This window comes from Pseudomonas fungipugnans, from assembly GCF_029955235.1.
In the GTDB taxonomy this organism is placed as follows: Bacteria; Pseudomonadota; Gammaproteobacteria; order Pseudomonadales; family Pseudomonadaceae; genus Aquipseudomonas; species Aquipseudomonas fungipugnans.
This window is the reverse complement of record NZ_JARBWL010000001.1, coordinates 2425558-2450867: the sequence shown is the minus strand read 5'-3', so window position 1 is coordinate 2450867 and position 25310 is coordinate 2425558. Positions and strand designations below refer to the sequence as shown.

Annotated in this window: 20 protein-coding genes; 11 read left to right on the top strand and 9 right to left on the bottom strand. The window is 59.8% G+C overall.

The genetic code is table 11. From position 1 onward, the window contains the following. Positions 1 to 4 precede the first annotated feature (4 nt). Entirely contained in the window at positions 5 to 1123 is a 1119-nt protein-coding gene (locus tag POF45_RS10030) for an OpgC family protein (RefSeq protein WP_282315603.1), read from the bottom strand. A 245-nt stretch (positions 1124 to 1368) separates the two neighbouring features. Here POF45_RS10030 and POF45_RS10025 point away from each other — a divergent pair, with 245 nt between their 5' ends. The 3 genes from POF45_RS10025 (at position 1369) to POF45_RS10015 (ending at position 4961) form a co-directional block, all read left to right on the top strand. Continuing rightward, positions 1369 to 2874: a glucosyltransferase domain-containing protein gene (locus tag POF45_RS10025; protein ID WP_282315602.1), complete on the top strand. Its 1506-nt coding sequence runs from the start codon at positions 1369 to 1371 to the stop codon at positions 2872 to 2874. Between the two features lie 120 nt (positions 2875 to 2994). Beyond that, positions 2995 to 3369 carry a GtrA family protein gene (locus tag POF45_RS10020; protein WP_282315601.1) on the top strand — a complete coding sequence of 125 codons (375 nt, stop codon included), beginning with the start codon at positions 2995 to 2997 and terminating at the stop codon, positions 3367 to 3369. Further along, a complete protein-coding gene (locus POF45_RS10015) occupies positions 3366 to 4961 on the top strand; it encodes a glycosyltransferase family 39 protein (protein ID WP_259496289.1) in 1596 nt (531 codons plus the stop codon). Before POF45_RS10020 ends, POF45_RS10015 begins: the two co-directional genes overlap by 4 nt. Positions 4962 to 5002: 41 nt before the next feature. Here POF45_RS10015 and POF45_RS10010 read toward each other — a convergent pair whose 3' ends face one another. Continuing rightward, positions 5003 to 6622 carry an FMN-binding glutamate synthase family protein gene (locus POF45_RS10010; protein WP_282315600.1) on the bottom strand — a complete coding sequence of 540 codons (1620 nt, stop codon included), beginning with the start codon at positions 6620 to 6622 and terminating at the stop codon, positions 5003 to 5005. A 174-nt stretch (positions 6623 to 6796) separates the two neighbouring features. Further along, positions 6797 to 7597: a helix-turn-helix transcriptional regulator gene (locus POF45_RS10005; RefSeq protein WP_282315599.1), complete on the bottom strand. Its 801-nt coding sequence runs from the start codon at positions 7595 to 7597 to the stop codon at positions 6797 to 6799. 125 nt (positions 7598 to 7722) lie between these two features. Here POF45_RS10005 and POF45_RS10000 point away from each other — a divergent pair, with 125 nt between their 5' ends. Together POF45_RS10000 and POF45_RS09995 are read left to right on the top strand one after the other, a co-directional pair. Beyond that, positions 7723 to 8544 carry a carbon-nitrogen hydrolase family protein gene (locus POF45_RS10000; protein ID WP_282315598.1) on the top strand — a complete coding sequence of 274 codons (822 nt, stop codon included), beginning with the start codon at positions 7723 to 7725 and terminating at the stop codon, positions 8542 to 8544. Between the two features lie 245 nt (positions 8545 to 8789). Continuing rightward, positions 8790 to 10115 (top strand): APC family permease, encoded by a 1326-nt coding sequence (locus tag POF45_RS09995; protein ID WP_282315597.1) that lies wholly within the window; start codon positions 8790 to 8792, stop codon positions 10113 to 10115. A gap of 75 nt (positions 10116 to 10190) precedes the next feature. Here POF45_RS09995 and POF45_RS09990 read toward each other — a convergent pair whose 3' ends face one another. From POF45_RS09990 to POF45_RS09970, 5 genes are read right to left on the bottom strand one after another with little or no spacing between them, the layout of a single operon-like run. Then, positions 10191 to 11600, bottom strand: a complete 1410-nt coding sequence (locus POF45_RS09990; RefSeq protein WP_282315596.1) for an ATP-binding protein — start codon at positions 11598 to 11600, stop codon at positions 10191 to 10193. Next, a complete protein-coding gene (locus tag POF45_RS09985) occupies positions 11597 to 13408 on the bottom strand; it encodes a HAMP domain-containing histidine kinase (RefSeq protein ID WP_259496280.1) in 1812 nt (603 codons plus the stop codon). Before POF45_RS09985 ends, POF45_RS09990 begins: the two co-directional genes overlap by 4 nt. Beyond that, positions 13405 to 14364 carry a cytochrome-c peroxidase gene (locus tag POF45_RS09980; protein WP_259496278.1) on the bottom strand — a complete coding sequence of 320 codons (960 nt, stop codon included), beginning with the start codon at positions 14362 to 14364 and terminating at the stop codon, positions 13405 to 13407. The genes POF45_RS09985 and POF45_RS09980 overlap by 4 nt, the downstream gene beginning before the upstream one ends. A 44-nt stretch (positions 14365 to 14408) precedes the next feature. Further along, a complete protein-coding gene (locus tag POF45_RS09975; RefSeq protein WP_259496276.1) occupies positions 14409 to 16283 on the bottom strand; it encodes a putative bifunctional diguanylate cyclase/phosphodiesterase in 1875 nt (624 codons plus the stop codon). Beyond that, positions 16280 to 18565 (bottom strand): EAL domain-containing protein, encoded by a 2286-nt coding sequence (locus POF45_RS09970; RefSeq protein ID WP_259496275.1) that lies wholly within the window; start codon positions 18563 to 18565, stop codon positions 16280 to 16282. The genes POF45_RS09975 and POF45_RS09970 overlap by 4 nt, the downstream gene beginning before the upstream one ends. Positions 18566 to 18825: 260 nt before the next feature. Here POF45_RS09970 and nosR point away from each other — a divergent pair, with 260 nt between their 5' ends. From nosR to POF45_RS09955, 3 genes are all read left to right on the top strand, one after another. Continuing rightward, complete coding sequence (gene nosR / locus POF45_RS09965) at positions 18826 to 20184, top strand: response regulator c-di-GMP phosphodiesterase, NosR family (protein ID WP_259496274.1); 1359 nt, start codon at positions 18826 to 18828, stop codon at positions 20182 to 20184. 212 nt (positions 20185 to 20396) lie between these two features. Then, positions 20397 to 20831, top strand: coding sequence for an NUDIX hydrolase (locus tag POF45_RS09960; RefSeq protein ID WP_282315595.1), 435 nt, complete (start codon positions 20397 to 20399; stop codon positions 20829 to 20831). Positions 20832 to 20894: 63 nt separating this feature from the next. Then, complete coding sequence (locus POF45_RS09955; RefSeq protein ID WP_282315594.1) at positions 20895 to 21392, top strand: GNAT family N-acetyltransferase; 498 nt, start codon at positions 20895 to 20897, stop codon at positions 21390 to 21392. Between the two features lie 170 nt (positions 21393 to 21562). On the opposite strand, the gene metR is transcribed toward POF45_RS09955, so the two are convergent. Next, positions 21563 to 22480 (bottom strand): transcriptional regulator MetR, encoded by a 918-nt coding sequence (gene metR, locus POF45_RS09950; RefSeq protein WP_259496271.1) that lies wholly within the window; start codon positions 22478 to 22480, stop codon positions 21563 to 21565. A gap of 227 nt (positions 22481 to 22707) precedes the next feature. On the opposite strand from metR, the gene POF45_RS09945 reads away from it, so the two are divergent. From POF45_RS09945 to POF45_RS09935, 3 genes are all read left to right on the top strand, one after another. Then, on the top strand, positions 22708 to 23733 hold the full coding sequence (locus tag POF45_RS09945; protein ID WP_259496270.1) for an alpha/beta fold hydrolase: 1026 nt from the start codon (positions 22708 to 22710) through the stop codon (positions 23731 to 23733). Between the two features lie 100 nt (positions 23734 to 23833). Then, positions 23834 to 24499 (top strand): DsbA family oxidoreductase, encoded by a 666-nt coding sequence (locus tag POF45_RS09940; protein ID WP_282315593.1) that lies wholly within the window; start codon positions 23834 to 23836, stop codon positions 24497 to 24499. A gap of 104 nt (positions 24500 to 24603) precedes the next feature. Continuing rightward, positions 24604 to 25299, top strand: a complete 696-nt coding sequence (locus POF45_RS09935) for a hypothetical protein (RefSeq protein WP_259496266.1) — start codon at positions 24604 to 24606, stop codon at positions 25297 to 25299. The last annotated feature ends 11 nt before the right edge of the window (positions 25300 to 25310 follow it).

The window sequence follows — 25310 nt, the reverse complement described above, 5'->3', positions numbered from 1 at the left end:
TCTTCTAAGCGGGCACCACTGACACCGGCCGATTCAACCGCTTGTTGAAATCCAGCCACGCCCCCAGCAACGCCATCAACCCTACCCCCAGCAACGCACTGAAAACCTGCATCGCCAAGGCATCATTGCCCAGCGCATTGAGCATGTCTGCCAATGGCGCCAGCAACACCCCGAGGCAAAACACCTCCAGCGAATAACGGCCCATGCGACAGCTTTGCCGGGCCAGCCAGTGGCGCGTCCAGCCGATCTCCGGCAGCAGTTTTGCAGTGACATAGGCCAATGCCAGGAAGTGCAGCAGCCGCACCGGCGACAGGTTGGTCTTGCTGATCGGGTACAGCCATTCACCGATCACCTTGGGCATGAAGGCGTCATGCACCTGCGGCCATTTCCATGACAGTGCAATCACCCCGGTAATCAGCAGATAACTCGCCGCCGCGACGAACAGCGGCTGGCGATTCAGCTTCCGCGTGTCTCGCACCTGAGGCCGATGAAGCGCCGCCGCGCCGCCGAGGATAAACAGCAACTGCCAGGCCAGCGGGTTGAAAAACCACATGCCGCCGTCGGTACTCGCCAGGTTCCACTGCAACCACGGCGCCAGCAGGTAAACCGCCACTGACAATCCCAGCACCCATTGCGCCTTGCGCAGCAGCGCCGGCAATACCAGGGGCAGGCCCATCAACAACAGAATGTACAGCGGCAACGGGTCCATCAGGTTCGGCTTGAAGCGCAACAGCAACTCGTCCACCAGTGCCTGCTGCGGGTTGCTGAGGAAATACTGCAAGCCCATTTCATGCACCAGGTCGCGGGTTTCGACGTGGCTGTTGGCGAAAAACACGATGCCCATCAGCAACGCCAACAGGAAGATATGCACCACATACAACACCCAGGCGCGGCGCAGGATTTTCACCGTGGTGATCATCATGCCGTCGCGTCGTGCGATCTTGCCGTAGGCCAGTACAGCAGCGTATCCGGCGAGAAACACGAAAATCTCCGCCGCATCGCTGAAGCCGAAATTACGCACGGTGAACTGGGCGAGCGGGTTCTGGGGCACGTGATCCCAGAAAATGAAGATCAGCGCCAGACCACGAAAAAAGTCGATGCGAGGGTCGCGTCCGTCAAGCATGGCTGCGGGCTCTGGAGTGTGTTGAATAGTGAGTGGCGACGCAGGCAAAAGGTTGCGCGCCGCACATCGGCGGCGCGCAGGTTGGCGTGATTGGCCGGTAATTGCAAAGGCTGGGTATTACGGGATGTCTCTGGACCAGCCCCGCTGGAGAGCCGCCTGTCTAAAAAACGCACGGCCTCACGATTGATGGCCGTTGATGGGCTACAGCTTTATGGGTCAAGGGCAGGCATCTGGGAAGCACCGTCATGAAGATGGGTGATTGGATCAACAAAGAACTCGGCGAGCGCCAGGTCTGGCTGTTTTTTCTGATCGCCCTGTTTGTGTTCATCCTCCCGCTGATCCTGGCCGATTACCCCTACATCGATGATAACTGGCGCTTGCTGTCCGCCGGGATGAACTGGGCAGAAGAAGGCCGTCTGTTCACTCAGTGGCTGTACAACTGGCTGACCTTTAGCGGCGCCGCGCCGAACATTTTCCCTCTGCCGCTGTTGATTTCCACGCTGGCCATGGCCGGGGCACTGACGCGCCTGACGTTCCATTACTTTGCCGAGCCGACACTTTCCCGATGCCTGGTGGTATTGGCACTGGGTTACAACCCGTTTTTCCTGCAGAACCTGTCTTATCAATACGACGGGCCGGCCACGACCTTGAGTCTGGTGGCAGTGATTTATGCGATCACTTATCGCGCCAGCTCCCGCGTCTCGCAGTTAGCCGTTCCGGCACTGCTGATAGCCTTGGCCCTTGGGCTGTATCAGCTGAGTATCAATGTGTTTGTCGGGTTGTGCTGCCTGGAGCTGCTGCGGGGCGCGAACGACAAACTGCCCTGGCCCGACTGTTTGCGCCTGATTGGCTGGAAAGCGCTACAGCTGGGGCTCGCCTGGTTGATCTACTACGTCACGGCGTATGCCTATATGAATCAGCAGCGCACGGACGTACTGAACGGGTCCGCTGACCTGTTGCTGCAACTGCAGATCAATGCGGGCAGGGTGCTGGAAAAAGTGGTGCTGCTGTTTCACGGTGGTTTTGGCTGGGTCTTCGGCGGGTTGTTGCTGTGTGCGGTGGCTGGCAGCTTACAGGTCGGGCGACGCATTGTTGAACGTCAGGACAGCGGCCTGAAAAAGAGCGTGATCGGCCTGCTGTGCCTGCTCGCCGTGCTGGCGATAGTGCTGCTGGTGTCAGGGGCGGCCCTGTTTTTCCGGGATTTCAATGAAGGCGCCCGGACCTTGATGGGCTTTGGCGTATTGCTGGTGCTGCTCTTCTACCTCAGCCATCTGGCGTTGGCGTCCTTGCATGAGCGCCTGCCGATGCTCTTGTTGATACCGTTGCTGGCCATGCTTTCGCTGTCCTACGCCTATGGACGGGTGTTGGTCATTCAGAAGGCTTTCGCCACCCAGGCCTTGAGCACCCTGAGTTACGACATCGCATCGCGCCCGGCCCTGCGTAATGCCAAACGTATTTATCTGTCGGTGAGTTATTCCGATCACTGGCTGGTGGGCGCGCAGGCTTCACTCAAGCAAATGCCTGTGCTGCGCTATCTACTGAACGTCGACTTCTACATGCTGGCTGAGAACCTGCCGAAGGCCGGCATCACCAACGTGGTGGCCGAAAGGGAGCGGCGCAACGCGACGCGGGTGGGGTATCAGGGTTATCCAGCATTGGTGGACAGCCAGTTTTACCGGATTTATCTGCGGGGTGATTACGGGTTTATTGTCATTAAAGAACCGCCCCGGATCACCGAACTTCATTGGTAAGGAGAAGCAGGCCAGAGACCACTGGTCTGGAATAGTGGCCAGCCTGTTATTTCTGACAGTAGACAGCCTCTGGTCACAGCTCTAGCTTCAGAGGAAACGGGTGGTAAACCAGGAGTCAGGATGAAAGCGTTGTGGAAAGGGTTTTCCAGTTACGCCGTTGTTGGGGTGGCCAATACGCTGATCCACTGGCAGATCTTTTTCGTGCTGACGGTAGGCGTCGAATTCAGCCAGGCAGCCAGTAACTTTGCAGCGTTTTGTGTGGCCGCGTCGTTCTCTTTTTATGTCAATTCGCTGTACACCTTCGATGCCAAGGTCTCGATTTTTGGCTACCTGATGTTCATTGGCGTGATGGGCGCCATGAGTTATGGCTTTGGCCGTGTCGCGGATACATGGCGGATCCAGGGGTTGATAACGGTGACGGCGTTTTCACTGTTGAGCCTGGTGACCGGATTCTTTTTTTCGAAGTTCTTCGTGTTTCGCGGGCGTGAACCATGAAGGGCTCGTTTGTTTTTCGGCGCTCGGGACTGGAAATTACCGGCTGGATGTTGATTACGCTGCTGGCAACCGCTGTGCGCTTGCACAATATCAGCGTCCCTTATTTCTGGACCGATGAAGCCTATTCAGCATTGGTGAGCGTTCTCTCGCCGCAAGCAATCTGGTTTCACATGGGCCACGAGGTTCATCCACCCGGTTATTTTTTACTGCTGCATCTATGGATCACCGTTTTTGGCGACGGGGTGTTGGCTATACGTTCAATGAGCGCAGTGGCGGGGATCATAACGGTCGTCCTGAGCATGTGGTTCATGCGACTGATCAGTACATCAAGAACCGCAATGCTGGCCGGGCTGTTGATCGCGCTATTGCCGATATCCGTGCGATACAGTCAAGAAGCACGTATGTACACCCTGGAAACCGTCTGGTTGCTGGGTGCAACTATCGCTCTGGTTTATTGGTTGATGAGCCTGCGCAGCCGATACCTGCTGGCGTATGGGTTATTGATGTCTGCCGCGCTGTACACACACTACCTCGCTATTTTATGTGCGCTGTCGCATTTCCTGTATCTGGTGATTTTGCGGTTTCAACGGGACAAGACATTGCACTACCTGTCGCGTCCAGGGCTATGGATGACGTATGTAGCGATATCCATTCTTTATATTCCCTGGTTGATCAGCCTGGTCAGTGAAGTTTTTCTGCATACGGAGCAATTGAAGGCCGGCGGCGATATTTTCTGGATTCCGGCGATGACCCTGAATACCGTGCCTTCTTCGATCTGGCGGTTTTTAACCGTACGCGACAACCAGGAGTTGCCGGTCGCGCTTTATCTGGCGCTCCCCACGCTGGTGCTGCTGGCGACGGTCTGGGTGGCGCTCAAGGAAAACGGCCGATTGAAGTCAGGGTTGTTACTGTTGATCTACACGTTTTTCCCGCTAGTGGCGATTGCCTTGATCTCCTTCAAGTTCCCGATGTTTATCGAGCGCTACATGGCCTTTGCCGCGATGGGGATACCCATGGTGTTGGCGCTGGCCATTGTGAGAGTGGCGCGTCGACACTTTATTCTGGCGGTCATGTGCGTGTGTGTGTTGCTGGGTATTCAGTGCGTCGGTTTAAACACTGTTTATCAACAGGGCGACGATCTGGATGACCCGCGCAACGAGGCGAGCCATCCGCTGGATGACATGGTGGCTCGTGTCAACGAGAGCGCCATTGCCGGCGATGGTCTTGTCGTGGATGGCGGTTATTGGTGGTTAACCGTGGTGTATTACAGTCGCACCGGCATTTACCCCTTGTTGTATGACCCCTCTACGGATGGCAGCACCGATAACCGACCCAATGGTTATGGTGCTTCTACCTTGATGTACCAGGACCGCGACAAGGTTTTTCTCGAAGACCTTAGGCAATTACCCGCGAATATAAAACGGCTATGGTGGATAACCGCAACGGCCCAGGCGGATGATAAGAATCTGTTTCCAGATAACTGGCAGTGTTTGTTTGCCGAGGATGCCGGGGATATGGAGTTGCGACTTTATGTGATTGGTCGGGCGCAAAAGGATGCTGACCATGGAGGCGCGAGCCCATGTAAATCTTGACGCTGCGCCAGCCCCCCCAGAGGCTGGCGCTCAACAACGCCTTACGCTGCTGCCACCTCATTCGCCTCAAAACTATCCGCCCGCGCCATTTGCCACATCCGCGAATAGAACTCGCCATTCACTTCGCCAGTGAGCAATTCCCCCGGTTTCAGAAACACATGCAGTTGCGAGAACAGCTTGATCTCGGTGGCCGACATGCGCCGTACCAGGTGCTTGGCCGACAACTGCGAAGGATGTTCCAGCCCGGCAGCGGCGAGCATTTCCGCCAGAGCCTTGAGGGTGTTGCGGTGGAAGTTGAACACGCGTTGAGCCTTGTCCGGCACCACCAGTGCACGCTGGCGCAAGTTGTCCTGGGTGGCGACGCCGGTCGGGCATTTGTTGGTGTGGCAGCTTTGCGACTGGATGCAGCCGATGGCGAACATGAAGCCGCGCGCGGAGTTGGCCCAGTCGGCGCCAATGGCCAGGACGCTGGCGATGTCGAAGGCACTGACAATCTTGCCGCTGGCGCCAAGCTTGATCTTGTCCCGCAGGTTCAGGCCCACCAGCGTGTTGTGCACGAACAGCAGTCCTTCGCGCATTGGTACGCCGATGTGGTCGGTAAATTCCACGGGAGCGGCGCCGGTGCCGCCTTCCTTGCCATCGACGACGATGAAGTCCGGCAGGATGCCGGTTTCCAGCATGGCCTTGGCGATGCCCATGAATTCCCACGGATGACCAAGGCAGAACTTGAAGCCCACCGGTTTGCCGCCGGACAACTCTCGCAGTTGCTGGATGAAGTGCATCATTTCAATGGGTGTGGAAAACGCGCTGTGGCGTGACGGCGAGATGCAGTCCTCGCCCATCATGATGCCGCGAGTGTCGGCGATTTCCTGGGTCACCTTGTGCTTGGGCAAGATGCCGCCGTGGCCCGGTTTGGCGCCTTGGCTCATCTTGATTTCGATCATCCGCACTTGCGGCGTCTGTGCCTGGGCGGCGAAGCGCTCCGGGTCGAAACGGCCGTCCGCGGTGCGGCAGCCGAAGTAGCCGCTGCCCAGTTCCCAGGTCAGGTCGCCGCCATTTTCCCGGTGGTAGGGGCTGATGCTGCCTTCGCCGGTGTCGTGGGCGAAGTTGCCAAGCTTGGCGCCCTGGTTCAAGGCGCGGATGGCGTTGGCGCTCAGCGAGCCGAAGCTCATGGCCGAGATGTTGAACACTGACGCCGAGTACGGCTGGGTGCACTGTGGGCCGCCGACGATCACCCGGAAGCTGCTCGGGTCGGTCAGGGGCGCCGGGCGCATGGAATGGCCGATGAACTCAAAGCCCGACTGATAGACATCGATCAGCGTGCCGAACGGTTTGTCGGCGCTTTCATTCTTGGCGCGAGAATAGACCAGCGAACGCTGGGCCCGGGAAAAGGGCAGGGCGTCGCTGTCGGATTCGAGCAGGTACTGGCGGATTTCCGGGCGAATGCCTTCTACCAGGTAGCGAATATTGCCCAGGATCGGGTAGTTGCGGCGCACCGCGTGAGGGCTTTGCAGCAGGTCGAAAATACCCAGCAGGCTGAGCACGCCGGTAACGGCGGTGATTGGCCAGAGCCAGTCGTGTTGCAGGAATGGCAGGCTGGTGAGGGTGAAGATCACGCAAGCGGCAAAGAAGGCGTAGCGGCTCAGGAGTGACAGGCTCATACGGTTTCCCTGGGTTCGGACTCGGTTGTTTTCGGCGCAGCGGGTGCAGGCATTTACAGTCCCTGTGGGAGCGAGCTTGCTCGCGATGAGGGCCTGATATTCAAAGGCGATGTTGAATATCTGAGCGCTATCGCGACCAGGCTCGTTCCCACAGAAAAGCATTCCTCTGACCGGTCAGGCACTCTGCGCCTGAAGAAATATCGAAAACAGCTCGGACTGGGACTTGATCCCCAGCTTGCTGTACATGTGTTTCTTATGGACTTTCACGGTCTCTACAGAGATTTGCAGCTTACGGGCGATTTCTTTGCTGGAGCAACCGCTGAGCATCAAACGCCCGACGTCCAGTTCCCGAGCGGTCAGCTGCGCACCTTTGAGTTGCTGCACCGACGTTTCCAGTTGCACCCGCCAGTCGGCCTGCGGCGGTGGCGAGGCCAGCGCCACGGTTTCGTTGATCTCATAGGGCAGGCGCTGGCGCAACAGGCCCAGTACCCACGGCTGGATCAACGACAAAAAGGCAATCTGCTGACCACTGAAACGCTGTTTGCTGCCCAGTGACAGGCACAGCGTGCGGTCGCCTTCGAGCTGACAATTGAACTGGATTTCGTCGGCCACCACATTCAGACGAAAGTAGCGCTGGTAATACTCGGTGAGCTCAAAGTGTTCCGGCGCGACTTCCGACAGGCGATAAAGGCCGGTGTGCGACTGTTCGCGGCAGGCGATGTAGAACGGGTCCAGCAGGTAAAGACCGCGCAGGTAATCCTGAAATAACTGGTCCGGGCTGCCGTCGATGCCAGGGCATTCGGCGAAGACTTGCGGGTGGCGGTCGGCGCTGAAAAGCAGCGCTACCCAACTGTCGAAGCTCACGTACTGATCCAGCAAACGCACCAGCTGTGCCCAGAAATTGGGCTTGTCCAGCGCGTCGATCAGTTGCCCGACCGAGCGGTGCCAGGTGATGTCGTCCAGCGAAAGTGTCATGCCTCTACCCCTATCGGGTTACCCCTGCCGCGTAATTCCCTGGCCGGTTGCTTGCTGCGCATACTGGCGCACAGACAGCGACCGGGCAATCTTTCCCCGCCCGGCGCGCATGACAAGGACTCCCGATGAAAGTCGAATTCGCCCAATTGGCGGGCCGTGACAACGACACGGCTTACAACCTGCAACGTGCCCTGACGGCCATCGCCGCGTGCGCTGCCGATACGCAGCTGATCATGTTCCCGGAATCGCACCTGATGGGGTTTCCCTCGGCCGAAACCGTGGCCGGGATTGCCGAGCCGCTGGACGGGCCGACGGTCAGTGCGGTTATCGCGGCGGCCCGTGAACGCAATATCGCGGTGGTCATCGGTACGGCCGAGAACGACAACGGCCGTTTCTACAACACCACGCTGTTGATCACCCCTGAAGGCATCGCCCTGAAATACCGCAAGACCCACCTGTGGGCGTCGGATCGCGGCGTGTACGAGGCGGGCGACCGCTATGCCACTGCGCTGTGGAACGGTGTGCGGGTCGGGTTGCTGATTTGCTACGACATCGAATTCCCCGAAACCGCCCGCGCCCTGGCGCAACTGGGGGCTGAGTTGCTGCTGGTGACCAACGGCAACATGGACCCGTATGGCCCGACCCACCGCACCGCGATCATGGCCCGTGCCCAGGAGAATCAGACGTTTGCGCTGATGGTCAACCGGGTCGGGGCGGGCGATGGCGGGCTGTTGTTTGCCGGCGGCAGTGCGCTGGTGGATCCGCTGGGGACGTTGTTGTTCGAGGCCGGGCGCGATGAGGGGCAGTTTGCGGTTGAACTGGATCTGAATCAGCTGGCGGCGGCGCGCCAGGATTATCGGTATCTGGATGACCAGCGGCTGAAGTTGCCGGGGACGATTGTCGAGCATGCTGATGGGCTTCGGGAGTTGCTGATTCCTTCGAACTGATCCGGATTGATTGGTCGCTTGTACTGGCCTCATCGCGAGCAAGCTCGCTCCCACAGGGGATCTTCAGTGGACAAAGAATTTGTGAGCGACAGAGATCACATGTGGGAGCGAGCTTGCTCGCGAAGAGGCCCTGACAGACGACACACCTGTTTGACCGTGCAACCAGAACAACAACCGCAACACCCATAAATTTGCGCCGAACTCGGCTCTGCCATAAATCCAATAATATTTCGGAGTAGTCGCTCATGGCTCGTTTGCAACGGACCCTGTCATTGGGGTCGGTGGTGCTGTTTGGCATCGCCTATATGACGCCGATCATTGTGCTCGGCACCTTTGGCATCCTCGCTCAATCCACCGCCGGCATGGTCCCGGCGGCTTATCTGGCGGCCCTGGTGGCGATGTTTTTCACCGCCATGAGTTACGGCCGCATGGCTTCGGCGTTCCCGGTTGCCGGTTCGGCCTACAGCTATGTGCGCAAGGCCATCAGCCCCAAACTCGGCTTTATCGCCGGTTGGGCGGTGTTGCTCGATTATCTGTTCCTGCCCATGGCAATCTGGCTGATCGGTGCCGCTTACCTCAACTCGGCCTTCCCGGCGGTGCCGCAGTGGATCTGGGTGCTGGCGTTCATCGGCATCACCAGTGCCATCAACATCGTCGGCCTGAAACTGGCCAATGGCATCAACGCCTTGCTGATGCTGGTGCAGTTCCTGGTGCTGATCGCCTTCGTCGTGCTGTGCGTTCATTACATTGGCGGTGATGCGAGCACGCCCTTGTGGACGGTCAAACCGTTCTTCAACGGCGACATGCAAATGCCGCTGATCATGAGCGGCGCGGCCATTGCCTGTTATTCGTTCCTGGGCTTTGACGCGGTCAGCACCCTGACCGAAGAAACCCGCGATCCACGCCGCACCATCCCGCGGGCGATCATGTTGATCACCCTGATCGGCGGGATGATTTTCGTCGGTGTGTCGTACTTCGTGCAGATCGCCCACCCCTCGTTCCAGTTCGATAACGTCGATTCGGCAGCCTATGAAATTGCCCGCAACATCGGCGGCGACCTGTTTGTCTCGATCTTCCTGATCGGCTTGATTGTCGGCCAGTTCGCCTCGGGGTTGTCGGCACAGGCCAGTGGCTCGCGTTTGCTGTTCGCCATGGGCCGCGACGGTGTGTTGCCAACGTCGTTCTTCGGCACCTTGCATGAGCGTTTCGGCACGCCGGTCAACAGCATCCTGTTGTGCGCGGTGGTGGCGTTGCTGGCGCTGAAACTGGACGTCACCACCTCGACCTCGTTCATCAACTTCGGCGCTTTCCTGGCGTTCAGCCTGGTGAACCTGTCGGTGATCTTTCATTACTGGATTGGCGGCAAAGCGCGTGGGGCACGGGCGTTTGTGCTGTTCCTGCTGTTTCCGTTCATCGGGCTGGTCGCGGATCTGTGGCTGATGGTCAGCCTTGATCATCTGGCTATTTACCTGGGCCTCAGCTGGCTGGCGATTGGCGTGGTGTACCTGGCGGTGCTGACCGGTGGTTTTCGTCGGCAGCCGCCGGAAATGGATTTTCAAGAGGCCACCTGAGTACGTCGCCTGACCTGAAACCCTGTGGGAGCGAGCCTGCTCGCACAGGTTTATCACCCACAGGTTGATTTGTGTTCAGCCTGCTGTCGGGGCGGTCTGGCGCACCGGCAGTTCAACCCGGAATGTGCTGCCCACGCCCACTTCGCTGCGTACCGAAATCTCTCCTCGGTGTTTCTTCACGATGCCGTACGACAGCGACAATCCCAGCCCCGTCCCTTGGCCCACCGGCTTGGTGGTGAAGAAGGGGTCGAAGATTTTTTGCAGGCTGTGAGGCTCGATACCGGAGCCGGTGTCCTGCACTTCAATCCACACGTTTTCGCCCTCAACGCCTGTGCGCAAGGTGATGATGCCGCGTTCCGGTCCTATCGCCTGGGATGCGTTGACGATCAGGTTCATGATCACCTGATTGATTTGCGACGCCAGGCACTCGATCTCGGGCAACTCCTGATACTGCTTCACCACGTCGGCCTTGTACTTGAGCTCGCTGGCGACAATGTTCAGGGTCGATTCGATGCCCTGTTGCAGGTTGGCCCACTGCCAATGCTCGCTGGAATCCACTCGGGAGAAGTCTTTCAGATCCTTGACGATCTGCCCGACCCGGCCAATGCCGTCCTTGGACTCCTTGATCAGCAGCGGAATGTCCTCGCGCAGGAAGTCCAGTTCGACCCGATCGCGTAATTGGCCCAGACGTTCAATGACCTCGCCCGACGCAATGGCCTCTTCGGCCTCTCGATAGGCATCGAGCATTTCCTGCAGTTGCTTGAAGTAGCCGTCCAGTGTGCCGAGGTTGGAGGAAATGAAGCCGATGGGGTTGTTGATTTCGTGGGCGACACCGGCGGCCAGTTGCCCCAGTGAGGCGAGTTTTTCCGATTGCACCAGCTGCGATTCGAGCTGTTTGCGTTCGTCGACTTCCCGTTGCAATTCGACGCTGGCTTCCTTGAACTGCCGGGTCCGGCGTTCGACCATTTGCCCCAGATGATCCATCTGGACGCTGGCCCGTTCTGTCATTTCCCATTTGGTCAGCAGGGTGTTGGCCATTTGCTGGACTTCAATGTTGTCGAACGGTTTTTTCAGGATCAGTAGCCGGTCATGGGCCTTCAAACGATCCAGCAGTTCGTCCCATGAATAGTCGGAATAGGCGGTGCACACCACCACCTGCAGGCGCTGGTCCGCCTGCCACAAATGTTCGATGGTTTGCGCGCCGTCCCAGCCATCCGGCATGCGCATGTCGACGAAGGCCATGGCGTAGGGGCGATTTTCCTGCAACGCCTGGGTCAGTTTGCCCAGGCCTTCCTGGCCGCCATAGGCCGAGTCCAGTTCGAACAGGGCACTGGCCGATTTCGCTTCGGCACCGAACAGGGCGGCCTCCATTTCGTCCAGTTCCGCTTGCTGCTCAGTGGGCGGGTTGAGGATCTTGCGGAAGTCGTCATGGATCGACGGTGTGTCGTCGATCAACAGAATCCGTCGGTTGGAAGGGCTGCTCATGCGTCACCTGCGACGGTTTTAAGGGGGATTTGCAACGTGAAAAGAGCGCCTTTTCCGGGCCCGTCACTGTGGGCGGTGAGGTGGCCGTTCATCTCGATGGCGGCCAGGGCGCAGCTGTGCAGGCCGAAGCCGTGGCCGTCCTTGCGAGTGGTGAAACCGTGGGCAAAAATTCGCGTCATGTTCTCCTCGGGAATGCCCTCGCCGTCGTCCTTGACGCTGACTTGCAGCAGCGTGTCGTCGATGATTTTCACCCCCAGGGTGATCTGGCGCGGACGGTTGCTCAGGTTCGACATCGCGTATTTGGCGTTGCTGATCAGGTTGATCAGGATCAGCAGCAACCGGTGTTTGTCACCCATGACCTGGGGCACGTCGGCGTACTCCTTGACCACCGTGACGTGGTGCCGGGTCAGGGCGCCGGAATTCATGCGCAGGGCATCCTCCAGCAGCTCGCTGATGCGCACCGGTTCCATCAGGCTGTTGGCGCCGGCATAGGATTGCTGGGTAGCGACGATGTCCTTGATGTGGTCGACGCTTTTGGTCAGTTGCGCCAGCTCGTCGCTCATGCCTTGCTGTTCGAGGGCAATGGCCTCCACCAGTTGATTGAGGTAGCCGGGCAGCAACTTGCCTTTCTCGTCTTCGGTCAGAAAGCGGCCCAGGTCGTGCGAGTGGTCGTTGATCAGCTGCATGGCTTTGCCCAGGCCCAGGGCTTTGCTGGCGCGCAGTTTGCGGGTGACCAGGTCGGCGGAAATGTTCACGCTGTTGAGCACGTTGCCAACGTTGTGCAGCACATTGGTGGCGATCTCGGCCATGCCGGCCTGGCGCGCGGTGTCGAGCAGTTCGCTCTGAGTGTCCTTGAGTTCGCGGGTGCGTTCTTCGACGCGCTGTTCGAGTTCTTCGTTGACGGTGTGCAGGGCTTTGTTGACCTGATGGACCTCGGCGAAGCTGCGCATCAGGCGAATGGCCAGGTACACCAGCAGCAGCACCAGCAACGTGGAAAACAACAACATGTAGAAGTGATAGCGCTGGTCAACCGCATCGACCTCTTGCTGATCCTTGTTCAACAGGCCGGTGATGTCGTCCAGGCGTTCGGACAGCGGTATGGCTTCGATGCTGTCCAGCAGCTGATTGACTTTCGGTTGCTCGCGCACGATCAGCGCAATGTGGTTGCTCAGGGTGTCGATCGGCTCGTGGAACTGCTCCGGCAGGCGCGTTTTGTTGACCGCCAGTTTGTTCAGGCCCACCAGAATCTCGGCGGCCTTGTCGTCCGACGTGACCTGGGCGAACTCCATGCTGCTCAGCAGCAAGTCATAGGTGTCGGTGGCGATGTTCTGCAGTTGCAGTTTGTCGCCGTCCACCAGTTCGGCCAGCGGCTGTTGAATGTCGTCTTCGGCCGTGGGCAGGAACGCCAGTGAATTGCGCAACACCGCGTTGTGCGATTTGAATTGCTCCACCAGCCGGGTCTTTTCTGCGATGGCGGCCAGATAGGCGTCGTGGCTGCTGCTCCAGATCAGAGAGTCGTCGCGGCCGTGGCTCGACTCCATGCTGTCGAAGCGACTCCACAGTCTTGTCATTTCGATCAGGGGCAAGACCAGGGGATCGTAGTTGTGAGTGATGGCAATCCGCGCCTTGAGAATCTCGGTGTCCCACTGCGCGTTGAGCTGTTTCATCCGGCCAATCAGGTCCCGGGATTCGGTGTAGGTCGAGGTCTGGCCGGAGCTGGACTTGAGGTACAGAAACAGCAGTGTGGAGGCCAGGAGCAAGGCGACGACGCCGAGCAGTGCCATGTTGCGACGGGGGGAACGGTTCATAAGGGTTTGCCCTCCCATTCGCCGGTCAGGGTCTTGAGGAATTTGATGATCAGCACCTTGTCATCGGCGGAGGGCATACGGCCGAGCTGGAACTTGAACATCACATCCACTGCGTCTTCGAGCGTCTTGGCCGAAGCGTCATGGAAGTACGGTGCGATCACCGCGACGTTGCGCAGGCTCGGAACCCTGAACACGTTGCGGTCGTCTTCGTCCTTGGTCACCAGGTAGCGACCCAGGTCGGTGTCGACGGGGTTGCCCCGGGCCTTGAAGTAGTCGTCCATGACCCCGAACTTCTGGAACATGTTGCCGCCGATGTTCACCCCTTGATGGCAGGCAATGCAGCCGTAGTCCTTGAAGCGCTGGTAACCGTATTTTTCATCGAGGGTCAGAATGTCGGTATTGCCTTTGAGGTACTGATCGAAGCGCGAGTTGCTGCTGAGCAGGGTGCGCTCGTAGGTCGCCAGGGCATTTTGCACATTGTCCATGGTCACGCCGTCCGGGTAGGCGTTGGCGAACCCGGTTTTCCAGGTCGGGTCGGCGGTCAGGGTTTGCACCACATGTTCCCAGTTGCTGCCCATTTCGCTGGGGCTCTGCATGGATTCGTGGACCTGGGCGTTGAGCGTGTCGGCCCGGCCATCCCAGAACTGCCGGAAGTTCAGGCTGACGTTGAACACGCTGGGGGTGTTGACCGTCACCGGCTGGCCGTTGGCACCGATGGAAAACGGCTTGTCATCGGCGCCACCGCTTTGCAGGTGGTGGCAACTGGCGCAGGACAGGTTGGCGTTGACCGACAGGCGCGGTTCATTGAACAGCCGGTGACCGAGTTCGACCCGCAGAGGGTCGAGCTGTGGCACCGGGGGCAGGGGTTTGAGAGGTTCATCCAGCGGCGCGCCAACGGCTGTCAGCCAGGTTGCCAGGGTACATACCCAGAGCAGGGCGGCACGGTAAGTCAGCATCGGCGGCTTCCTTGGCGGTTGGGTGCAATGGTGTTGCCCGGTATTCATGTATCGGCCGATGGCCGCAATTGTGTAGCCGACAGGAACTGCGCGAATGCATCCGGCTCCACCGCTTTGCTGAAGTAGTAGCCCTGGCCTTCTTCGCAGTGGTGAGCCTTGAGGAAGTCCAGCTGTTCGAGGGTTTCCACGCCTTCGGCAATGATGGTCAGCTTGAGGCTCTTGCCCAGGCTGATGATGGCGCTGACCAGCGCGGCGTCGTTGCTGTCACTGCTCAGGCCGCGAATGAACGACTGGTCGATTTTCAGCACATCGATGGGAAAGCGCCGCAAGTAACTCAGGCTGGAATAGCCGGTGCCGAAATCATCAATAGCCAGGCGCACACCCAAGGCCTTGATGCGGTGCAGCGCCGTCACCGTGGCGTCGACGTTCTGCATCAACACACCTTCAGTGATCTCCAGCTCCAGCAGCGCCGGTTCAAGGCCCGTCTGCTGCAGGATCTGTTCGATGCCGTCGACAAAGTCCCGCTGGCGAAAGTCGATGGCCGACACGTTCACCGACATGCAGATCTTCGCCAGCCCGGCATCCTGCCAGGTGCGGGCCTGGCGACAGGCCTGGGCCAGTACCCATTTGCTCAGAGGCACGATCAGGCCGCTGTCTTCGGCAACGCTGATGAAGTCCGAGGGGTACACCCAGCCGTGCCCCGGTTTTTGCCAGCGGATCAACGCCTCGGCACCGACCACCTGGCCGGTTCGCAAGTCCAGTTTGGGTTGGTAGTGCAGGACAAATTCATCGTGCTCCAGCGCCTGGCGGATCCCCGATTCAATGCTCTGCTGTTCCCGTGCGCGCTGGTTCATGTCATCGATGAAAAAACCGAAATCGTTCGGTCCGTTCTCCTTGATGTTACGCATTGCGGTTTCGGCTTTCTTGATCAGTTCGATGGCGTCCAGGCCGTCCTCGGGGTAAATGCTGATGCCCAGACTCGCCGTCATGCTGAGGTCGTGGCCGGCGATGTGCTGGGGGGCGCGGATGGCATTCAGGAGTTTTTCGGCAATGCTGCGGGTTTGCTGCGGATGGTGGATATCCGCCAGGATCACCACGAACTCGTCGGAGCCGTAGCGAAACACCGAGTCGGATTCACGCACGCTGGTCACCAGGTTCTGTCCGATCCGTTTGAGCATCTCGTCGCCGGCCGGATGCCCCAGCGCATTGTTGATGCGCTTGAAGCGGTCCAGGCCCAGAAACATCACCGCCAGTTGTTTGTCGTGGCGGCGGGACAAGGCCAGGGACTGGTTCAGACGGTCGCCAAGCAATGTACTGTTGGGCAACTCAGTGAGAACGTCGTATTGCAGCAGGTGCGAGACTTTGAGCAGTTCATGCACCCGGGCTTCGATGGTCTGTTGCAGGCTCAGCACTTTCATCGCCGCGTCCTGTGCCATTTGCCACTTCCAGGTCAGGGCACTGGCCATCTGGCGGATCTCCAGGCTGTCGAAGGGCTTTTTCAGCACCAGCAACTGATCGCCGAACTCCAGGCGTTCGGCCATCGCCTCCCAGCTGTAATCCGAATAGGCGGTGCACAAGGCGATTTGCAGGTGTGGATCGGCCTTCCACAGCTGTTCGATGGTTTCCAGGCCGTCCCAGCCCGGCGGCATGCGCATGTCGATGAACGCCAGTGCGTACGGGCGGCCATCGGCCTGGGCACGCTTGACCAGTTCCAGTGCTTCCTGGCCCTGATAGGCGGAGTCGAGCTGGAAGGTCAGGCGCTCGCGAACCGGGGTGCCGAACAGCGTTTCTTCAGCGCCGGCCAGGGTCTTTTCGCCCTCTGTATCGGGGCCCAGGATCTTGCGGAAGTCCTGATGGATCGACGGCGTGTCGTCGATGATCAGAATGCGCCGGTTGGTTCGCACGGATGCGGTTCTCATTCCTCATCCTCCGTGAGCTGCCGCGGGCTGCCCGGTCCGGGCAAAATGCTGCCGGCCTTGAGCAGCTCGGCGGCTTGCTGGCTGCTGACGGCCTTGCTGAAGAAATACCCCTGGGCGTTCATCGGCGAACCGGTGGCCATCAGCGAACTGCGTTGCTCCTGGGTTTCAATGCCTTCGGCGATGATGCCGATCCCCACGTCGCGGGCGAAATTGATGATGGCCTTGAGCGTCGTTGCGCTGGCCGGGTCCCGGGCGGCGGTGTCGAGAAACGATTGGGCGAGTTTGAGGTGGTTGACCTGGTAGGTCTTGAGGTAGTCGAACGACGAATATTCGGTGCCGAAGTCGTCAATGGCGATCTTCACCCCCAACTCGCGCAAGCGTGGCAACACATCGTTGTGGGTCCACTTGGTCTGCGCCAGGGTCGCCTCCGTGACGTCAAAACGCAGGTCCCAGGGGCAAAGTTCCCAGCGCGCGGTGGTGCGCAACACGTCGTAGATCAGTTCAGGCCCGCTCTTGAGCTGGGCCAGCGACAGCTTGATCGCAATCACCGGCGGCGCCATGCCCTCGTCTCGCCACTGGCGCATCTGCCGGCAGGCCTGATCCAGCACCCAATGCCCCAGGACAACGATGGTGCCGGTCTTTTCCGCCGCCGGCAGAAACGCGGGGGCATCCAGCAAACCGCGTTCGGGATGGTTCCAGCTGACCTGCGCCTCCATGCCGAGAATCTTGCCGCTGCTCAGATCCACTTCCGGCCAGTAGTGCAGTTCGAGTTCGCCGTTTTCGATGGCGGCTTTCAAGTCGCTGGCGATGGCCATGCGCTCCACCACTTCCTGATTGATCTCCTCGGAGTGGAAGTGGTACTGATTGCGGCCCTGCTCCTTGGAGCGATACAACGCCATGTCGGCCTGGGTCAGCAGGCTTTCGGCGCTGAGGGTGTCCGGGGTGCAACTGCTGATACCGATGCTGACCGAGGCTCGCACATCGTTGCCGTCCAGGGAGTAAGGCAGCACCAGCGCATCGCGGACCTTGGCGGCCATGGCGGCTGACTGGGTCGGGTCGCTGACGTCCAGTTGCAGAATGGCGAACTCGTCACCGCCCAGCCGGGCGACCACATCGTTTTCCCGCACGCAGGCCTTGATCCGCCGCGCCACCTCCTGCAACAGCAGATCGCCCACCGGGTGGCCGAGGGTGTCGTTGATGCGTTTGAAGTGATCCAGGTCCAGGTAAAAAATGGCGAACGCAGCGGCGCCCCGCCGGGCAGCGGCGAAGGCCTGGTGCAGCCGGTCGATCAGGGTGGCGCGGTTGGCAAGCCCGGTCAGCCCGTCGGTGCGGGCGAGCAGGGCGATTTTTTCTTCGGCCAGTTTGCGCTCGGTGATGTCGATGACGATGCCCTCGACTTCCAGCAACCGGCCTTCGCTGTCGCGCACCGGGATATAGCGGTTCTCGACCCAGCGCCAGCCGCCGTCGCCGGTGCGCATGCGAAACTCGATAGAGGCGCCGACGGCATGGCGGTCCAGGACCCGGGCCATGGCCGAATCGAGTACCGCGTGGTCGTCGGGATGAACCAACTCCTTGGCCCAGTTGGCCGAGGCCACCAGGTCCGCCGCGACATGGCCGTACTTGGTGATGTTGTGCGAGATGTACATCAGCGGAAACGAGGGCTCGCCGCGCAGCCGGTAGAGGATGGTCGGGCTGTTCTGCACGATGATGTTGGCGTCGGACAACTCCCGGGTGCGCTCTTCGACAGCCTGCTCAAGCAACGACATCTTCAGCGCGGCGTCTTCGGTCATCTGCCATTTGGCGGTCAATGCACTGGCCATCTGGCGGATTTCGATGGCATCGAAGGGTTTTTTCAGGATCAGCAGACGGTCGCCCAGTTCCAGGCGCTCGTCGATATCTTCCCAGGAGTAATCGGAATAGGCGGTGCACAGCGCCACTTGCAGCTTGGGATCGACCTGCCACAGCCGTTCGATGGTTTCCAGGCCGTCCCAGCCCGGAGGCATGCGCATGTCGATAAACGCCATGGCATAGGGCAAGTCATTGGCCAGGGCGGTCTCGACCTTGTCCAGCGCCTCGCGGCCCTGAAAGGCCGACTCCAGCACGAAACTTTGCAGCGCAGCCACCGCCGTGGTGCCGAACAGGGCCATCTCGGCGCTGTCCAGGCGTTCGTCTTCGGTCGATGACGGGCTGAGGATCTTGATGAAATCCTGATGAATCGAGGCGGTATCGTCGACGATGAGGATCCGCCGATTGGCCCGTGCCAACAGCGTGTTCATCGACATGCACCGGAACAGGCAGCAGTGGGTTTGCGTGTGCTCATAGGGGCATCCTTTTCCCTGATCACCTGGCCGAACGGGTACAGATTATGGATCCGAGTGAACTGAGCATAGTCGTTCGGCAGGACTTCACCCTGCCTGTTGGCCGTAATCATTTTCCGGGTCGGGGCAAAAATCATCTAGCCTGTAGGCCATGTTCCGGTAATAGCGGATGTCTGGCCGAGTCCTGTCGCGACGAATTTGCCCGTTTTACTTGAGGTAACGCCATGGAAGAGCAAATACCCTCGTCCGTAATCGACAAGCCCAAGGTGCTGCTGGTCGATGATGAGGAATCAATTCTCAGTAGCCTGCGCCGCCTGCTGCGCGGCCAGCCTTATGATGTGTTGCTGGCTAGCAGCGGTGCCCAGGCGCTGGAAATCATGGGGCAGCATCCCGTCGACCTGGTCATGAGCGACGCGCGCATGCCCGGCATGGACGGTGCCACGCTGCTGGCGCAGATCCATCAGCGCCATCCCGCCACCACGCGTATCTTGCTGACCGGTTATGCCGACCTGCCGACGATCATCAAGGCCATCAACGAAGGCCAGATTCATCGCTACATCAGCAAACCCTGGAATGACGAAGAACTGCTGCTGACCTTGCGCCAGGCTCTGGAGCTCCAGCACTCCGAGCGCGAGCGCCTGCGTCTGTTGAAGTTGACCCGCCTGCAGAACGAGCAGTTGAAAACCCTCAATGCCACGCTGGAAAAACACGTGGTGTCGCGCACGGCCGAGCTGCAACAGACCGCCGACATGCTGGACCTGGCCTACGAGGAGCTCAAGCACAGCTACGTCACCGGCACCGAGGTGTTTTCGTTGCTGGCCAACCTGCGTCTGCCGCCGGCCAAGCAGACCAACCGGCAGATCATCGAACTGGTGCGGGTGTACTGCAAACGCCATGGGCTGGACGAGGGCAGCAGCCGCGACCTGACCATGGCCGCCGCGCTCTACAACATCGGCAAGCTGAGCTGGACCGACAGCATGATGATCACCCCTTCGGACCTGCTGCATCATATTGACCGCGACCGCTATCGTGCGTACCCGAAGCAGAGCGAGTCACTGTTGATGACCCTCGACCCGATGAAAGACGCCGCTCGTCTGATCCTGCACCATCAGGAGCGCTGGGACGGCAGCGGGTTCCCCGACCGGCTCAAGGGCGAAGCGATCCCGTTCGGTTCACGGCTGTTGAAACTGGCGGTGGATTTCATCGAGTTGCAGCGCGGGTTGATCCTGGAGCGGCAGATGAACAGCGATGAGGCGCTGGTGTATATCCGCCAGTACGCCGGCCGGCTCTATGACCCGGACCTGATCGAAGACTTCATTCAGGTCTGCGCCGCGTTCCTCAGCGATGTGACGCTGGCCGATCCGTCGGTCAAGGTGCTGACCACCCGGGAACTGGCGCCAGGCATGATCCTGGCGCGCAACCTCAACGCCGACAACGGCATGCTGCTGCTCAACGCCGGCAAGGTGCTGAACGGGCCGCTGGTGGACAAGTTGATTGCCTTCGAATCCATGGAAGGCGCGAAGTACAGCGTATTCGTGAAAGTGCCGGAGGAAGAGGAGGGCGGGATTCTGGAGGTGGGTTGAATGTCCTGATCTGCACTGTTCTCCTGTGGGAGCGAGCTTGCTCGCGATGAGGGCCTGACATCCAACATCTATGTAGGCTGACCCATCGCTATCGCGAGCAAGCTCGCTCCCACAGGGAGTGCGGTACAGGTATGCAGAAATTGTTTCAGCGTGACGAGCGGCCAACCCCCATGTGATCCTTGCGTCTTTTTCACCAAGGTCCCTCTGCATCCATGCCTCTTTCAACCACCGCTGCACCCAATCTCATCCGCATCGCCTGCGCCCTGTTGATCGGCCCTGATGGCCGTACGCTGCTGGTGCGTAAACGCGGCACCCAGGCGTTCATGCAACCGGGTGGCAAGATCGAGTCTTTTGAGCGGCCTGCCCACGCGTTGGCCCGTGAGCTGGACGAAGAGCTGGGTCTGGAGATTGACCCGGCGCAGGCGACGTTCCTCGGTCAGTTCTCGGCGCCCGCCGTCAATGAGCCGGGTTTTGTCGTACAGGCCGAGCTGTTTTTACTGACCATCCATTCAGACGTGTCCCCGGCCGCCGAGATTGAAGAGGTGATCTGGATCGATCCGGCCACCGATGGCAATGTCGTCCTGGCGCCATTGACACGGGACGTGATCCTGCCGTTTTATCGGGCTTCGTTGACTGCGATGGCTTGATCCGTTCTGGCTGAATGATCTGGCCGTATGGTTGATGTTTGAACAACCCAAGGCGACTTGAACATGTGGATTGAACGACTGGACGCCAGCCATGCCCTGGAGTATCGGGCACTGATGCTTGAGGCCTATGAGCTGCACCCGCAGGCATTCACCTCCAGCGTGCGTGAACGGGCGGTCATGCCGTTGAGCTGGTGGGAGGCGCGCCTGAGCAGCAAGCTGGATCGGGTACTCGGTGCCTTTGAAGACGGGGTGCTGGCCGGTATCGTCGGCCTGGCCTTTGAACCCCGGGAAAAGGCCCGGCACAAGGCGACACTGTTTGGCATGTACGTATCAGGCAAGGTTCGCCAGCGCGGGCTTGGATTTGAACTGGTGCAGGCCGCTCTGGCTGAAGCACAAAACCATCAGGGCCTGAGGCTGATCCAGTTGACCGTCACGGCTGGCAACGATGCCGCGGTCAAGCTGTATCAGCGTTGCGGCTTCATCCAGTACGGCCTGGAGCCGCTGGCGGTGCGGGTGGGCGAGGAGTATTTCGACAAGATCCACATGTGGCGCGAGGTCTGATTTCACCGTACTTCACCTCTGGCGCGAAATCTGACACCCACACAAAACCACTGTGGGAGCGAGCTTGCTCGCGATAGCGGTTGAGCATTCAACGCAGATGCTGACGGTCCCATTGCTATCGCGAGCAAGCTCGCTCCCACATTTGTTCCATGTTGCCCCGATTATCCGAATTAACGCACCGCACTCACCCCATCCAACGTCGAAAACGACGTGTCTTTCGCCGTCAGCAAAAAGTCTCGCATGTACGGCGCGTCGAGCATGTCGGCGCGGATGCCGGCGTACAGCGTCGCGAACAGGCCTTTGTCCCCCAGCCGCTTGGCCTTCACATAGCCGCGTGAGCTGTATTCATGCAGCGCCCAGTGCGGCATGCCACACACGCCGCGACCACTGGCCACCAGTTGCATCATCATCACCGTCAGCTCCGACGTTCGCACTTGTGCCGGCTCGATGTCTGCCGGTTCCAGGAAGCGGGTGAAGATGTCCAGCCGGTCGCGCTCCACCGGGTAGGTGATCAGGGTTTCCGACAGCAGGTCTTCGGGGACGATGTAGGCCTTGCTCGCCAGTCGATGCTGATTGGCCACTGCGAGCATGGCTTCATAGGTGAACAGCGGCACATAGGTGATGCCGGCCAGTTCCAGTGGGTCGGACGTCACCACCAGATCCAGATCGCCGCGCGCCAGGGCCGGCAGCGGGGCGAACGAGAAGCCCGACGCCAGGTCCAGCTCGACTTCCGGCCACGCATCGCGGAACTGGTCGATGGTTGGCATCAGCCACTGAAAGCAACTGTGGCATTCGATCGCCATGTGCAGGCGCCCGGCGGTGCCACCGGCCAGCCGGGCGATATCGCGCTCGGCACCGCGCAGCAGCGGCAGGGTGGCATCGGCCAGTTGCAGCAGGCGCAGGCCGGCGCTGGTGAAGCGCACCGGTTTGGTCTTGCGCACGAACAGCGGCATGCCCATGCGCTCTTCCAGCTCCTTGAACTGGTGGGACAGGGCGGACTGGGTCAGGTGCAGCCTGTCGGCGGCATCCACCAGGCTGTCGGCTTCGCGCAGGGCGTGCAGGGTCTTCAGGTGACGAATTTCAAGCACCGGGGGCTCCATGAGGAAAATTTGTGATAAAGGCAAAAAGAGTGAGTTTGTCTCATGGTAAGCGTGCTGTCGACAAGGGCTGAACGTTTAGCCGGTTACCCGACCGTCAGAGCGCCCCACGTACCGCTGGGCAATCTTCATCAAACTGTCACGCAACTGTGGCAGCGCGCCACAACAAAGTTCATCAGACTCGCGCTCTACTGGGGTTCTGCGTTTCGGTGTTTTTCATGTTTTTATCACGAGTGATTTTTCTGGCCGCGCTGCTGTTCGGCCTGCCGTCGTTTGCGGCTTCGCGGTGCGATGTCAACGTCCCGACCGAGCACGTCGATCTGGCGCAGGTGAGCCTGGCGTACCAGAGCATTGGCCGCGCCTCGGACCCGGCGTTGCTGCTGGTGATGGGGCTCGGAGGACAGCTGATCCACTGGCCGGACGAAGTGGTCGTGGCGCTGTGTCAGCAGGGGTTTCGGGTGATTCGTTACGACAACCGCGATGTCGGCCTGTCCACCTGGCGCCAGGCTCCGGCCAGCGCCAACCTGACCTTCGAAGTGCTGCGTTACAAACTCGGCTTGCCGGTGGCGGCGCCGTACACGCTGACGGACATGGCCGACGACGCGCTGGGGCTGATGGACGCGTTGCACATCGAGCAATTCCATGTGCTGGGCGCGAGCATGGGCGGGATGATCGCCCAGCATCTGGCGGCCATGGCGCCGCAGCGAGTGGAGAGCCTGACCCTGATCATGACCAGCTCCGGCGCCGAAGGCTTGCCGGCACCGAGTGCGGCGCTGGTGCAATTGTTGTCGCGTCGCAGCGCGCCGAATCGCGAAGTGGCGCTGGAACAGCAAGCGGACTTGCTCGCCGCGCTTGGCAGCCCGCAGGTGCACGATGATCGGCAAATGCTGTTGCAACAGGCGGCGGCCTCTTATGACCGCGCGTTCAACCCCGAAGGCGTGAAGCGCCAGATCATGGCAATCCTCGCCGAACCGAGCCGGGTGGCGCTGCTCAATCAACTGCGCGTGCCGACGCTGGTGGTACACGGCACCGCCGATCCGCTGTTGCCGGTGATGCATGGCATCCATCTGGCGGCGCATATTCATGGCAGCCAATTGAAGTTGATTCCGGGGTTGGCCCATCGTTTCCAGGAGGCGTTCAAGGCGCCGTTGCTGGCGGCAGTACTGCCGTACTTGCAGGCGCATCGCGAAGACACTTCGCATTGGGCGCAGATCGATCCGGCGGCGGTGCCGAATCTTTTGTAATCCCCAATTCCCCTGTTACACACCAAACCCCTGTGGGAGGACGAGATAGCGGGTGTATCGTGCAACCTTTGCGGTCCTGCTCAAGTCTGCGAGGTGTGTCATGAGTACCCCCTTGAAAATCGAATTCGTCAGCGACGTGTCCTGTCCCTGGTGCGCCGTCGGTCTGTACAGCCTGACCCGGGCGCTTGAGGTGCTGCGCGATGAAGTGCAGGCCGAGATTCATTTCCAGCCATTCGAGCTGAACCCGAAGATGGGCCCCGACGGCCAGAACATCACCGAACACATCACCGAAAAGTACGGCTCGACCAAAGAGCAGTCGCAGAAGAACCGCGAGATGATCCGCGCCCGGGGTGCCGAAGTGGGGTTTGCCTTTCGCACCGACGGCAACAGCCGGATCTACAACACCTTCGATGCCCATCGCTTGCTCTACTGGGCGACGCTTGAGGGCTTGCAGTTCAATCTGAAGGAGGCACTGTTCAAGGCGTATTTCACCGACGGCGGTAACCCGTCGGATCACGGCCAGTTGGCGCAGATCGCCGAAAGCGTGGGGCTGGACCGGCAGCGAGCCGAAGCGATCCTGGCCTCGGACGAATACGCCAAAGAAGTGCACGAAGAAGAACAGCTGTGGCTGACGCGCGGGGTGAGTTCCGTGCCGACGGTGGTCTTCAACGGGCAATACGCCGTTACCGGCGGGCAGCCGGTGGAAACGTTCGTCGGGGCGATCCGGCAGATCATGAGCGAGGCCAAGGGCGGCACGGTGAGCTGAAGCCCGCGTGTCGGAAGGTGCGCAGGACATACCGCTGAGCCACTATGATCAATACGGTTGCCGCCCTGACAGGCGCTTCGTTATCAATCATATGGACATGATTAATGAACACTCACGCTCTGCGCATCCGGGCAGCTATCACGGTGCTGGCGTGCCTGATTCTCACCGGTTGCGCCCATGTACAACCTCCCGTACCGCTGGACCCACAATTCTGGGCCGCCAAAGAGACGACCATCGGCGTGGCGATCACCGTGATGCCGGAGCCGGAACTGGCCGTGACCGGCCATCAGGGCATTCTCGGTTATGTCATCAATCGGGGTGTGAACAGCAGGCTCATTGATGCCGTCGAAAAATGGCAGGTGAGCAGTCTCAACACCTTGCCGGATGTCATCGTCGCCAAGCTGCAAGCCAAGGGCTACAAAGCCAGGCGAATCTACGAGCCGGTGGATTTGAGTGCTTACAAGGAAACCGGTTTTCGCGAAGGCTACATGGACCATGACATGTCGGCGATCAAGGCCCGTTACGGCGTGGATCGTCTGTTGCTGCTGAATGTCTTCACCGTCGGCGCCACCCGCAGCTACTACGTCTACATACCGCTCAGCGTACCTAAGGCACAGGTGAGCGGGCAGGGCATGCTGATCGATCTGAGTGACAACAAACTGCTGTGGTTTCAACCTTTTGCCACGGTACTGGCCGCCCATGGCGAGTGGGATGAGCCAACCTACTCCAGCCTGTCCAAGGCGTTTTATCAAGCCGTGGACAGTAGCCGTCAGCAGATGATCACGCCGTTCTCGCCATGAAACGTCTTGAG

Bases quoted from the DNA above. Each gene is read 5' to 3' on its own strand.
- POF45_RS10030 (WP_282315603.1), bottom strand. From the start codon at position 1,123: ATGCTTGACGGACGCGACCCTCGCATCGACTTTTTTCGTGGTCTGGCG.
- POF45_RS10025 (WP_282315602.1), top strand. From the start codon at position 1,369: ATGAAGATGGGTGATTGGATCAACAAAGAACTCGGCGAGCGCCAGGTC.
- POF45_RS10020 (WP_282315601.1), top strand. From the start codon at position 2,995: ATGAAAGCGTTGTGGAAAGGGTTTTCCAGTTACGCCGTTGTTGGGGTG.
- POF45_RS10015 (WP_259496289.1), top strand. From the start codon at position 3,366: ATGAAGGGCTCGTTTGTTTTTCGGCGCTCGGGACTGGAAATTACCGGC.
- POF45_RS10010 (WP_282315600.1), bottom strand. From the start codon at position 6,622: ATGAGCCTGTCACTCCTGAGCCGCTACGCCTTCTTTGCCGCTTGCGTG.
- POF45_RS10005 (WP_282315599.1), bottom strand. From the start codon at position 7,597: ATGACACTTTCGCTGGACGACATCACCTGGCACCGCTCGGTCGGGCAA.
- POF45_RS10000 (WP_282315598.1), top strand. From the start codon at position 7,723: ATGAAAGTCGAATTCGCCCAATTGGCGGGCCGTGACAACGACACGGCT.
- POF45_RS09995 (WP_282315597.1), top strand. From the start codon at position 8,790: ATGGCTCGTTTGCAACGGACCCTGTCATTGGGGTCGGTGGTGCTGTTT.
- POF45_RS09990 (WP_282315596.1), bottom strand. From the start codon at position 11,600: ATGAGCAGCCCTTCCAACCGACGGATTCTGTTGATCGACGACACACCG.
- POF45_RS09985 (WP_259496280.1), bottom strand. From the start codon at position 13,408: ATGAACCGTTCCCCCCGTCGCAACATGGCACTGCTCGGCGTCGTCGCC.
- POF45_RS09980 (WP_259496278.1), bottom strand. From the start codon at position 14,364: ATGCTGACTTACCGTGCCGCCCTGCTCTGGGTATGTACCCTGGCAACC.
- POF45_RS09975 (WP_259496276.1), bottom strand. From the start codon at position 16,283: ATGAGAACCGCATCCGTGCGAACCAACCGGCGCATTCTGATCATCGAC.
- POF45_RS09970 (WP_259496275.1), bottom strand. From the start codon at position 18,565: ATGTCGATGAACACGCTGTTGGCACGGGCCAATCGGCGGATCCTCATC.
- nosR (WP_259496274.1), top strand. From the start codon at position 18,826: ATGGAAGAGCAAATACCCTCGTCCGTAATCGACAAGCCCAAGGTGCTG.
- POF45_RS09960 (WP_282315595.1), top strand. From the start codon at position 20,397: ATGCCTCTTTCAACCACCGCTGCACCCAATCTCATCCGCATCGCCTGC.
- POF45_RS09955 (WP_282315594.1), top strand. From the start codon at position 20,895: ATGTGGATTGAACGACTGGACGCCAGCCATGCCCTGGAGTATCGGGCA.
- POF45_RS09945 (WP_259496270.1), top strand. From the start codon at position 22,708: ATGTTTTTATCACGAGTGATTTTTCTGGCCGCGCTGCTGTTCGGCCTG.
- POF45_RS09940 (WP_282315593.1), top strand. From the start codon at position 23,834: ATGAGTACCCCCTTGAAAATCGAATTCGTCAGCGACGTGTCCTGTCCC.
- POF45_RS09935 (WP_259496266.1), top strand. From the start codon at position 24,604: ATGAACACTCACGCTCTGCGCATCCGGGCAGCTATCACGGTGCTGGCG.